General features: G+C 29.9%; 9 protein-coding genes and 5 pseudogenes. 12 read left to right on the top strand and 2 right to left on the bottom strand.

All coding sequences use genetic code 11. From position 1 onward, the window contains the following. Window positions 1-28: 28 nt before the first annotated feature. From ACZ1HD_RS15780 to ACZ1HD_RS15750, 7 genes and pseudogenes are all read left to right on the top strand, one after another. Window positions 29-731 (top strand): annotated as a pseudogene (locus ACZ1HD_RS15780) (CoA transferase subunit A). 2 nt (window positions 732-733) lie between these two features. After that, window positions 734-1386: pseudogene (locus tag ACZ1HD_RS15775) on the top strand (3-oxoacid CoA-transferase subunit B). 32 nt (window positions 1387-1418) lie between these two features. Continuing rightward, window positions 1419-1649, top strand: coding sequence for a hypothetical protein (locus ACZ1HD_RS15770; RefSeq protein WP_472687983.1), 231 nt, complete (start codon window positions 1419-1421; stop codon window positions 1647-1649). Window positions 1650-1661: 12 nt separating this feature from the next. After that, window positions 1662-2420 (top strand): annotated as a pseudogene (locus tag ACZ1HD_RS15765) (exodeoxyribonuclease III). Between the two features lie 7 nt (window positions 2421-2427). Next, the gene (locus tag ACZ1HD_RS15760; RefSeq protein WP_472687982.1) at window positions 2428-3105 is read left to right on the top strand and encodes a lytic transglycosylase domain-containing protein; all 678 of its coding nucleotides are present in this window, start codon (window positions 2428-2430) and stop codon (window positions 3103-3105) included. Window positions 3106-3185: 80 nt separating this feature from the next. After that, window positions 3186-3911 (top strand): LysM peptidoglycan-binding domain-containing protein, encoded by a 726-nt coding sequence (locus tag ACZ1HD_RS15755; RefSeq protein WP_472687981.1) that lies wholly within the window; start codon window positions 3186-3188, stop codon window positions 3909-3911. Between the two features lie 2 nt (window positions 3912-3913). Further along, complete coding sequence (locus ACZ1HD_RS15750) at window positions 3914-4897, top strand: DUF4837 family protein (RefSeq protein ID WP_340932139.1); 984 nt, start codon at window positions 3914-3916, stop codon at window positions 4895-4897. A gap of 82 nt (window positions 4898-4979) precedes the next feature. Here the strand turns inward: ACZ1HD_RS15750 and trpS are convergent. Next, window positions 4980-5949: pseudogene (gene trpS, locus ACZ1HD_RS15745) on the bottom strand (tryptophan--tRNA ligase). 277 nt (window positions 5950-6226) lie between these two features. On the opposite strand from trpS, the gene ACZ1HD_RS15740 reads away from it, so the two are divergent. Both ACZ1HD_RS15740 and trhA read left to right on the top strand, forming a co-directional pair. Further along, window positions 6227-6673 (top strand): lysophospholipid acyltransferase family protein, encoded by a 447-nt coding sequence (locus tag ACZ1HD_RS15740; RefSeq protein ID WP_472687980.1) that lies wholly within the window; start codon window positions 6227-6229, stop codon window positions 6671-6673. A 142-nt stretch (window positions 6674-6815) separates the two neighbouring features. Continuing rightward, a pseudogene (gene trhA, locus ACZ1HD_RS15735) lies at window positions 6816-7456 on the top strand (PAQR family membrane homeostasis protein TrhA). Window positions 7457-7698: 242 nt separating this feature from the next. Here trhA and ACZ1HD_RS15730 read toward each other — a convergent pair. After that, window positions 7699-8046 carry a CYTH domain-containing protein gene (locus ACZ1HD_RS15730; protein WP_472689379.1) on the bottom strand — a complete coding sequence of 116 codons (348 nt, stop codon included), beginning with the start codon at window positions 8044-8046 and terminating at the stop codon, window positions 7699-7701. 212 nt (window positions 8047-8258) lie between these two features. Here ACZ1HD_RS15730 and porZ point away from each other — a divergent pair, with 212 nt between their 5' ends. The 3 genes from porZ (at window position 8259) to recO (ending at window position 11306) form a co-directional block, all read left to right on the top strand. Then, the gene (porZ, locus tag ACZ1HD_RS15725) at window positions 8259-9998 is read left to right on the top strand and encodes a type IX secretion system anionic LPS delivery protein PorZ (RefSeq protein WP_472687979.1); all 1740 of its coding nucleotides are present in this window, start codon (window positions 8259-8261) and stop codon (window positions 9996-9998) included. A gap of 107 nt (window positions 9999-10105) precedes the next feature. Further along, window positions 10106-10558 (top strand): hypothetical protein, encoded by a 453-nt coding sequence (locus ACZ1HD_RS15720; RefSeq protein ID WP_472687978.1) that lies wholly within the window; start codon window positions 10106-10108, stop codon window positions 10556-10558. Window positions 10559-10583: 25 nt separating this feature from the next. Then, window positions 10584-11306 carry a DNA repair protein RecO gene (recO, locus tag ACZ1HD_RS15715; RefSeq protein ID WP_340932150.1) on the top strand — a complete coding sequence of 241 codons (723 nt, stop codon included), beginning with the start codon at window positions 10584-10586 and terminating at the stop codon, window positions 11304-11306. Window positions 11307-11362 lie beyond the last annotated feature (56 nt).

Genomic DNA, 11362 nt, shown 5'->3' with positions numbered 1-11362 from the left:
AAAATAATAACTTACAAAATTTAATTTTATGATTAATAAAAAAGTTAAAAATGTACAAGAAGCCTTACAAGGTGTTAAAGACAAAATGACCTTTATGCTAGGTGGTTTTGGTTTGTGTGGTATTCCTGAAAATGCAATTTCAGAATTGGTAAAATTAAATGTTAGAGATGTTACATGTATTTCTAACAATGCTGGTGTAGATGATTTTGGTTTGGGTTTATTACTTCAAAATAAACAAATAAAAAAGATGATTTCTTCTTATGTTGGCGAAAACGACGAATTCGAAAGACAAATGTTGTCTCGGTGAATTGGAAGTAGAATTAACGCCACAAGGAACTTTAGCAGAAAAATGTAGAGCTGCACAAGCAGGTTTCCCTGCATTTTACACGCCAGCAGGTTACGGTACAGAAGTAGCAGAAGGTAAAGAAACAAGAGAATTTGATGGTAAAATGTATGTTTTAGAACCCGCTTTTAAAGCAGATTTTGCTTTTGTAAAAGCTTGGAAAGGTGATGCAGCAGGTAATCTTGTGTTTAAAGGAACCTCTAGAAACTTTAATCCAAATATGTGTGGTGCAGCTACAATTACTGTTGCAGAAGTAGAAGAATTGGTAGAGGTTGGTGAGTTAGATCCAAACAATATTCATATTCCAGGAATTTTTGTACAAAGAATTTTTGAAGGAAAAGATTACGAGAAAAGAATTGAACAACGAACTGTAAGACAAAGAAGCTAATTATGTTAGATAAAAACGGAATTGCGAAAAGAATCGCACAAGAAGTTCAAGACGGATTTTACGTTAATTTAGGTATCGGTATTCCAACATTAGTAGCCAATTATGTTAGAGAAGATATCGAAGTAGAATTTCAATCTGAAAATGGAGTTTTAGGTATGGGACCTTTTCCTTTTGAAGGCGAAGAAGATGCAGATATTATAAACGCAGGTAAACAAACAATAACCACATTGCCAGGAGCAAGTTTTTTTGATTCTGCAACTAGTTTCTCTATGATTAGAGGTAAACATGTAGATTTAACAATTCTTGGTGCTATGGAAGTTGCCGAAAATGGTGATATTGCCAACTGGAAAATTCCGAAAAAATGGTAAAAGGAATGGGCGGCGCAATGGATTTAGTAGCATCTGCAGAAAACATTATTGTAGCCATGATGCATTCTAACAAACGTGGTGAATCTAAAATTTTAACAAAATGTTCTTTACCATTAACAGGTGTAGGTTGTGTTACTAAAGTGGTAACCAATTTGGCGGTTTTAGAAGTAAAAGATAATGCATTTCATCTTTTAGAAAGAGCACCAGGAGTTTCTGTAGAAGAAATACAAAATGCTACAGAAGGTACTTTGGTTGTAAACGGAGAAATTCCGGAAATGAATATTTAGATAGAACAATAACCTTTTTACTTAAAAAGAACATGACTTTATTTAAAAAATTATATTGGTTGATAAATCCATTATTAATGGTTGCTTTTATGCTGATTTTAGAAAAGCTTTTTAAATTAGATAACATCGTTTTAAGTACTTCAATTGCTGTTTCACTGGCGTTTTTATTATCTCCTAAAGTTGTAATTGTAGAAAAGCAACATGGGCCAGAAGAGCAAATTAAGTGGTTGTTTTTTAAAAAGGTAGTGAATAAAAAACTATAGAAAGATATAAAAATGAAGATAATATCTTATAACGTAAACGGAATTAGAGCCGCTTTAAAAAAGGGTTTTATAGAATGGTTAGAAGCAGCACAACCAGATGTACTTTGCATTCAAGAAACAAAAGCACATAAAGAACAATTAGATTTGTCTGTTTTTGAAGACGCAGGTTACAAATACCATTATTGGTTTTCAGCACAAAAAAAGGATATTCTTCAGTAGCAATTCTTTGTAAAGAAAAACCCAATCATATCGAATATGGTACAGGTATAGAAACCATGGATTTTGAAGGAAGAAATCTTCGAGTAGATTTTGATGATGTTTCTGTAATGAGTATGTATTTGCCTTCGGTACAAATTCTGATAGACTTAGTTATAAGTTTAATTATATGGATGAAATTCATGAGTATCTTCAAAATTTAAAACAAGAAATACCAAATCTAGTTATTTGTGGTGATTATAATATTTGTCATGAGGCAATTGATATTCACAATCCAAAAATGAAAGGTGTTTCGGGTTTTTACCGAAGAAAGAGCTTGGTTAGGTAATTTTATTGATAATGGTTTTATAGATAGTTTTCGTTATTTAAATCCGAGAGAAACAACAATATTCTTGGTGGAGTTACAGAGCAAATTCAAGAGCAAACAATAAAGGTTGGCGTTTAGATTATGCAATGGTTACAGCACCTTTAAAAGACAAGATTTCTAGAGCTTATATTTTATCAGAAGCTAAACATTCCGACCATTGCCCAATCGCAGTAGAATTAGATTTATAGAATTTTAATGAGAAATTTTTTAGTAGTATTTTTTATAGCAACAAGTGTTTTTGCACAATCACCTAAAGATTCAACTTACAAGAAAATAACAAAAGCAGATTTATTCTCTGATTATGATATTGTTTTGATAGATAGTTTGTTAATGGATTCTAAATACAAGTCTCCGTTATACGAAACATCAACATATATTATAAAAGATGTAGAAAATAAAGACGTTTCTAATGTTGCTTTAACTACAGAGGTTTTAAAGGAAAGATTGCAAAAAGTAAATGCCAAAACACCTTTTCATATTGCCTATAATCCTGCTTTAGAAAAGGTAATAAAGTCTTATTTAAAATATAGAAAAAGATATTATCCTGCTTTAATGGCGAAAGCAGAATATTATTTTCCGATGTTCGAGAGATATTTAGACCAATTCGATGTTCCTTTAGAAATGAAATATTTGGCAATTGTAGAATCTGCTTTAGATCCTACGGCTAAATCTAGAGTTGGTGCAACAGGTTTATGGCAATTTATGTACACAACAGGTGTGCAATACAATTTAAAAGTTAGTTCTTATGTAGATGAGCGCCAAGATCCGGTTAGAGCAACTATTGCGGCTTGCAAATATTTATCTAATTTGTATACTATTTTTGGTGATTGGGATTTGGCTTTGGCAGCATATAATTCGGTCCTGGTAATGTAGCAAAAGCAATTAAGCGTTACTGGGGTTATAGAAATTACTGGAATATTCGCCCGTTTTTACCACAAGAAACAGCAAGTTATGTGCCTGCATTTTATGCAACAATGTATTTGTTTGAATATCAAAAAGAACATAATTTAATTGCGGCACCACCTCAAATTCGTCATTTCGAAACCGACACAATTCAAATAAAAAAGACAATTAGTTTCGATCATGTTTCGGAAACTACCGGTATAAGTTCAGAGTTGATTCAGTTTTTAAATCCGGCTTATAAGTTAGATATTATCCCTTTTGTAGAAGGAAAAAATTATGCAATTCGTTTACCAAGAAAGAATGCCTTTAATTTTATAGAAAATGAAAATGCAATTTACACTTTAGCAGCAGAAGATGCTTCTAAAAGAGAAAAGCCTTTACCTAAGTATTTTGAGATGGATAAACGTATTCGTTACAAAGTAAAAAGTGGAGATTTTTTAGGTAAAATAGCTAATAAATTTGGTGTTAGAATTAGTGAAATTAAAAGATGGAATAGATTAAAAAATAGTAGATTAAAAGTAGGGCAACGTTTAAGTATTTATCCAAAGAAATTGGCAATTCCAAAATCTTCCGTAAAAGTTTCATCAACCAAAAAAAATACGAAAAGTAATAAAAAAGGTGCTTACGACTTGTATACAGTGCAAAAGGGAGATTCACTATGGACAATTTCTAGAAAGTTTAAAAATGTTTCTGTAGATGAAATTAAAAAATGGAATGATATTTGGAGTGCAAAAAGTATTAAACCCGGAACCAAACTTAAAATCTATAAAAGTTAATTATGAAAAAAGCATTAATACTATTTGTAACCGCATTAGTTTTAGTTTCTTGTAAAGGTACAGACAAATATGTACTTAGAGATTCTTTAGGAAAAGTAAACAAAGTTTTAGTTGTAACAAAAGCAAGTGATTGGAACGGAGATTTAGGCTCTGAAATAAGAAATTCTTTTGGTGAAATTTTAGTTGGTTTGCCACAAGCAGAACCTATTCTTTCTGTGTCTCAAATTGCGCCAAATGGTTTTGGTAGCATGATGAAAGTTTCTAGAAACATCATGATTATTGGAGAAGGTGAAAAAGAAGAATTTTATATTAAAAGAAATGTATACGCACAACCACAAATAATTGTGTATGTGTATGGTACAGATGATGCGAGTATAAGTAAAGTTTTTAATGAGCATAAGAAAGAAATTATGGATGCTTATATAGATTCTGATATCAAAATGACTCAAAAGATTTTTGAAAAGAAAAAACTAGATGAATCTCAATTTGAAACTGTAAAAAACTTGGGTATTACTTTTACGGCACCAGATAATTATAATAAAGTTGATGATACAGGAGACTTTTTATGGCTTAGACAGCATTTATTAAGTGGTATTGCAAAAACAGGTAGTAATAATATTTTAGTGTACAGTGTGCCTCTAGAAGATGAAGATAAGGTAGCCGAAAATATTGTAAACGTTAGAAACCAAATAGGAGAGAAGTACATACCAGGTACAAATGAAGAAACTATGCACATGATTACAGAAGAAGCGTATACTCCTTTTACTTCTGAAATGGTTTTAGATGGTAAAAAAACTTTTGAAACTAGAGGTAAATGGGAAGTAAAAAACGATTTTATGGCTGGTCCTTTTTTAAATTATTCTGTAATTGATAAAAAGAATAATAGGGTTGTAGTTTTCGAAGGATTTACATATGCGCCTTCTGTTAATAAAAGAGCTTTTATATTCGAGTTAGAGGCAATTGCAAAATCAATGAAAATAAAATAACGATACTTAGTTTATAGACTAAAAAATCCCTTAACAAATTCTGTTAAGGGATTTTTTTAATTATATATAAAAGTAAAGTAGCTTAGTACCCTATTTTTTGTCTTACTCTTTTAAGAACGTCATTTGCAGTTTTTGTTGCTTTTTCTGCTCCAATACGTAATGCATCATCAATTTCATTTTTGTTATTCATATAATGATGATAACGTTCTCTTACTGTCGCAAATTTTTCTAAAATAAGTTCGTACAAAGCTTGTTTTGCGTGCCCGTAACCATAATTACCACCTTCATAATTAGCTCGCATTTCTGCAATTTGAGCATCAGAAGCTAATAACTTGTACAAAGCAAAAACGTTATCTGTATCTGGGTTTTTAGGATCTTCTAAAGCTAAACTATCGGTTTTTATACCCATAATTTGCTTGCGTAATTTCTTATCAGTTAAAAAGATATTGATAGTATTATTTCGAGACTTACTCATTTTTTCACCATCAATTCCTGGTACTAATTTTGTATGCTCTTGTATTTTTGCTTTCGGTAAAACAAACGTTTCTCCAATAATATTGTTCATTCTACTTGCAACATCTCTTGTAATTTCTAAATGTTGTAATTGATCTTTACCAACAGGCACAACTTCTGCATCATATAATAAAATATCTGCAGCCATTAACATTGGGTATGTAAATAAACCTGCATTAACATCTTCTAACCTATCAGATTTATCTTTAAAGCTATGTGCTAAAGTTAATCTCTGAAAAGGAAAATAACAACTTAAATACCAAGTTAATTCTGTAGTTTGTGGTATGTCACTTTGTCTATAAAAAACAGTTTTATTAATATCTAAACCACAAGCAAGCCAAGTAGCAGCAGTACTATAAGTGTTTTCTCTTAATTCTTCTCCGTTTTTAATTTGCGTTAAAGAATGCATATCTGCAATAAATAAATAAGCTTCGTTTTCTCGGGTTGTTAGCCATTTCTACTGCAGGTAAAATAGCTCCTAATAAATTACCTAAGTGCGGGGTACCTGTACTTTGTACACCTGTTAAAATTCTTGACATTAATTGTATGTTTTAATACTTATAATTCTTCTTTAAAAAAACAAAAATAAGGTTTTGATAAGGATAATCAATAAACAAAAAGAATATTAGTATTTTTGATTGATATGAAATTATTTAAGATTCCGTTATTACTTATTTGGCGTTTGTGGTTCTACATTTTAATGTTTGTTTCACTTTTAATTTTCTTTCCTTTTTTATTGATTTTTACAATTAAAGAAGAACATTATCCTATATTCGGAAGTTTGCTAGATTAATTTCTAAGATTTTAATTTACGGAATGGGTTTTCGTATAGATTTAACTGCGGATGAAAAAATAGACGTTGATAAAAGTTATATGTTTTGCCCTAACCATGCCTCTTTATTAGATCCTTTTGTATTGATTGTATTAAGTAAAAGGCCCATTGTTTTTGTAGGTAAAAAAGAGTTGGTTAAAATACCAGTATTTGGTTTTTTCTATAAAAGAACCGTTATAATGGTAGATAGATCGAGCGTAGAAAGTAGAAAAAGAGTTTTCGAAATGGCTAAAAAAAGACTACAAAACGGTGTAAGTATGGCTATTTTTCCTGAAGGATTAGTGCCTGAAGAAGATGTTGTTTTAGCACCATTTAAAAAAGGTGCATTTAGTTTGGCTATCGAGTTTGAAATACCCATTGTACCGCAAGTATATTACGATTGTAAGCGTTTTTTTCTTGGGATATTTTTAAAGGAAGGCCTGGTGTTTTAAGGGTTCATCAGTTTAAATTTATAGAAACAAAAGGTTTAAACGTGTTAGAAGATATGAAGGTTTTGAAAAATAAAACCTTTAATATTATTTTTGAAGCTTTGCAGGCTGATAAAAAATATATGAAAGATACAAATAGAAAAAAATGAACGAAAAATTAAATCCTATTTATACAAGTACCGAAGAAAAACTAAATATTTGGTCTCACGGATTCGGTTTGGTGTTAAGTATAATTGCTTTTCCTTTTTTGATTTTAAAAGCATTTGAATATGATGATTTTTGGAAACCTACAAGTTTTATAGTTTATGGAGTAAGCATGATATTGTTGTATGCCGCATCTACTTTTTATCATGCAGCAAAAGATCCCAAAAAAAGAAGGCGTTTAAATATATTTGACCATGCTGCTATTTATGTATTAATTGCCGGAAGTTACACACCTTTTTGCTTGGTAGGTTTAGATTCTTCACTAGGTAATTACATGGCTATATTTGTTTGGATTTTTGCATTGATTGGTATCATACTCAAATTATTTTTTACAGGTAAATTTGATAAATTATCTACCGCAATGTATTTACTTATGGGATGGCAAGTAGTTTTTTTATTTCGCCTTTAATAGATAGTCTGTCTTCGTTTAGTTTAAATTTTCTATTTTATGGGGGTATTTCTTATAGTATTGGTGCAGTTTTATATTCCATTAGAAAGATGCCGTATAATCATGCAATTTTTCATTTATTTGTTTTAATAGGAAGTTTTTGTCATTTTTTAGCAATATATAATCTATTATAAATATTGGCTTAACTTATTAATTACGTAACAAATAGTTGTTTTACAGTTGTTTAGTTTTGTTTTTTTGATGATTTAATGACAAATTCTTAAAACAAGGTAATTATTTTGTTAAATGTTAAAAAAACTTTAATTTTGTGTCGCTCATAAAAAAGTTAACATTTGTTAATGGATTTTTGAGTATTTATAAATTTATTTAGGGGTAGGTTTATTAAATTTCCTCGAACAGCAAGTTCGAGGTTTTTTTATATCCAATTTTTAAAAGGAAATTTGCTAATATTTGAGTTATAGTATTTTACGTCTCCTGTAACTTCTTTACCCAACCAATTTGGTTTTTCAATTTTTTGATTTTCAGAAGTTAGTTCTACTTCAGCAATTATCAAACCTTTATTGTCGCCATTAAATTCATCAACTTCAAAAGTTAAAGATTCGTAAGAAACCAAATATCTATGCTTTTCTATGATGCCTGGTTCGCATAATATAAATAAATTTTCGGCTTCTTTTACATCAATTTCTTTTTCCCATTCAAATCTTGTGGTGCCTTCTAAATTAGATTTTCCTTTGATAGTTAAAAAAGCTTTGTCGTCTGCAATTCTAACTCTTACGGCTCGGTTTTTATCAGAATTTAGATACCCTTGTTTAATATATTTTTTTCGAAACTTTCTGTTTTAAAGTTTAAGTTTTTTACCAAAAACTTTCTTTCTATTTCTATACTCATAAAACGTGCTGTATTTTGTACTAATGTAATGTGTTTTAGCGTTATTGTAACAATAAATAAATATCTTTGATTATTAATTTTATCTTCATGAAAAAAATAGTAACTCTTTATATATTCATTATCTCTTCGATAATATTTTCTCAAACAGATTACAGTGATTCTTGGGAAGATTTCTATTCGTACAATAATGTTAAAGATTTTACAAAGGTAGATAATGTAATTTATGCGTTGGCAGATAATGCTGTTTTTACCTACAATGTTTTAACTGGCGATATTGATAAACTATCTTCTGTACAAGGTTTATCTGGTGAGAATACAACATCAATTTATTATAATAAAACGTATCAAAGATTAATTATTGGTTACGAAAATGGTTTGGTAGAAGTTGTAGATAATGATGGTTCTATTACAATTTCATCAGACATTGTTAATTTTAGTCAATCTGGAGAAAAAAGTATCAATCATATATCAGAACACGGTAATAAACTTTTTTTAGCAACACCTTTTGCCATTGTAGTGTATGATATAGAAAAATTAGAATTTGGCGATACTTATTTTATAGGAAACAATTCTACATCAGTAAAAATTAATGAAACATTAGTAAATAATGATGTTATTTACGCAGCTACAGATTCTGGTATTTTTAAAGCTGATGTTAAAAGTGCTTTATTAATAGATTATAATAATTGGGAGCAGCAATTTGACGGCAGAAGTTTTAAATCGATCTCATTTTTAAATAACTTGTATGTATCAGAAAATAGAAATTTATATGCATATGATGGTAATGCTTTAAATCAAATACGAAGTTTTTCAGAAAATATTATAGCAACAAAAGCATCAGAAACACATTTAAATATTGCTTTAAGTAAAAGTGTTGTCGTATTAAATACAACTATGGGAATTCAAGCAACTTTTAGTGCAAATTCTAGTTTAGATTATAGTGTAAACACTAGTTTTTTTGAAAATAATTTGGTTTATATCGCAACCAAAGAGTTTGGTGTTTTGGTATCAAATATTTCTAACCCTAATAATTATTTAGAAATTCATCCAGAAGGTCCGTTAGCAAACAATGCTTTTTCAATAGCTTCTGCAAATAATAATTTATGGATTGTTTATGGAGGTTATAATTCTGTGTATGGGCCAACTTTTAACAAAGCAGGATTTAGTCATTTTAACGGAGAAAATTGGTTGAATACCAACTACAATCCTAGTTTTCCGGTAACAGATTTAAGTTATGTTACAATAGATCCTAACCAAGAAAATAAAGTTTTTATAAGTTCTTTAGGCGATACAAGTAACACAAATAGTGTTGCTACTGGTGGTTTAATGGTTGTAGAAAATGATGAAATTACTACATTTTACAATCAATTAAATAGTCCGTTACAAGATATAGAAGCATTAGATCCTAACAGAGTAACTATTAGAGTTGTTGGTTCTGCAATAGATAGTCAAGGTAATTTATGGGTAACAAATATTGGTGTGCCAAACGAACTTAAAAAATTATCTACTAATGGGCAATGGTCTAGTTTTGATATGAGTTCTGTAAAAACCAATGCTGCATTTGGTTTAAGTGAAATGGCAATAGATAGAAACAACAGTATTTGGTATGGTTCTAGAAATAACGGCGTTTTTGTGTTTAATGAAAACGGAAACCGAAAAAAATCTTTAATAGCAACACCTAATTTGGGTAATTTACCGGACGCTTCTGTAGTTACTGTTGCTGTAGATAAAAGCAATAGAGTTTGGTTGGGAACAAAATCCGGTTTGGTAGTTTATTCTAATGCTTCAGAGTTTTCGAAGAGACAGTTACCAATGCAAATCCTGTAATTATTTTAGATGACGGAATTCCGAAAAAATTAGGAGGAGATCAAGCAATTAATAGTATTTCTGTTGATGGCGCAGATAATAAATGGATTGGAACTGATAACGGTGGTGTGATTTACACAAACCCAAGCGGGCAAACAACATTGGCTAATTTTAGTAAGCAAAATTCACCTTTACCATCTAACCGAATATTAAAAATTAGCGTAGATACTTCTACGGGTAAAGTATATTTTGCAACAGATAAAGGTATTGTAGCTTACAATAGTAAAGTTGCGCCTTTTGGTGATGTTTTAGGTGAAGTTTATGCGTATCCAAATCCTGCCTTAAAAAATCATGAAACTGTAACAATAGATGGCAGAAATGGAACACATTTACCAAAGGGTACAAATGTTAAAATTGTAGATGTAGCAGGTAATTTGGTTTATGAAACTAATGTTGTAGAAGGGCAAGAGCTTCAAGGTGGTAAGGTAGTTTGGAACAAAGAAAATTTATCCGGTAGAAAAGTTGCTTCGGTATTTACATTGTGCTACTTTCTAATGATGATGCATCAGAAACATCAATAACCAAAATAGCAATTGTAAACTAATAATGGCTGCAATTAAAACAAAAGCTATTGTTTTAAGTAGTTTAAAATATAGCGATACTAGTTTAATAGTCAAATGTTTTACATATGAAGATGGTGTAAAATCTTACATTATTAAAGGGATTTTAAAAGCGAAAAAAGGCGGAATTAAAGTTGCTTACTTTCAACCTTTAACACAATTAACAATTGTAGCAAATCATAATAATAAAAGTACTTTAAATACACTTAAGGAAGTGCAGGTTTTAAATCCGTATACTTCTATTTACAGAGATATAGTTAAGCAATCTGTTGTATTGTTTATTTCTGAAGTGTTGTCTAATAGTATTCAAGAAGAAGAAAGTAATACATCTTTTTACAATTATTTAGAGGCAGGATTAAATTGGTTAGATTCTCATGATAAAATTGCCAATTTTCATTTACTTTTTCTTTTAAATGCTTCTCGTTTTTTAGGCTTTTATCCTGATACTACAAATGATTCTTTATTTGGCTTCGATTTATTAAACGGAAGTTTCTCAGAATCAACGCTTGACGCTAATGTTATTTCCGGTAACGAATTTTATCAATTTAAAAAGCTGTTAGGCATAAATTTTGATAGTATAGAAAACGTATCTTTCAGTAAAAATGAAAGACAAATGGTGTTAAAAACCATAATAAGATATTTTGAATTACATTTGGATGGCTTTAGAAAACCTAAATCATTACAAATTTTAGAAGCAGTTTTTAATTAATGAAGAAATTTTTACTTACAATCGTTTTTTTGTCGCAGGCATAACTTATGCACAAG

This window comes from Polaribacter sp. HA6-7 (assembly GCF_055693625.1).
Note: the sequence above shows the minus strand (reverse complement) of the source record. Positions and strands in the feature narration are given on the sequence as shown.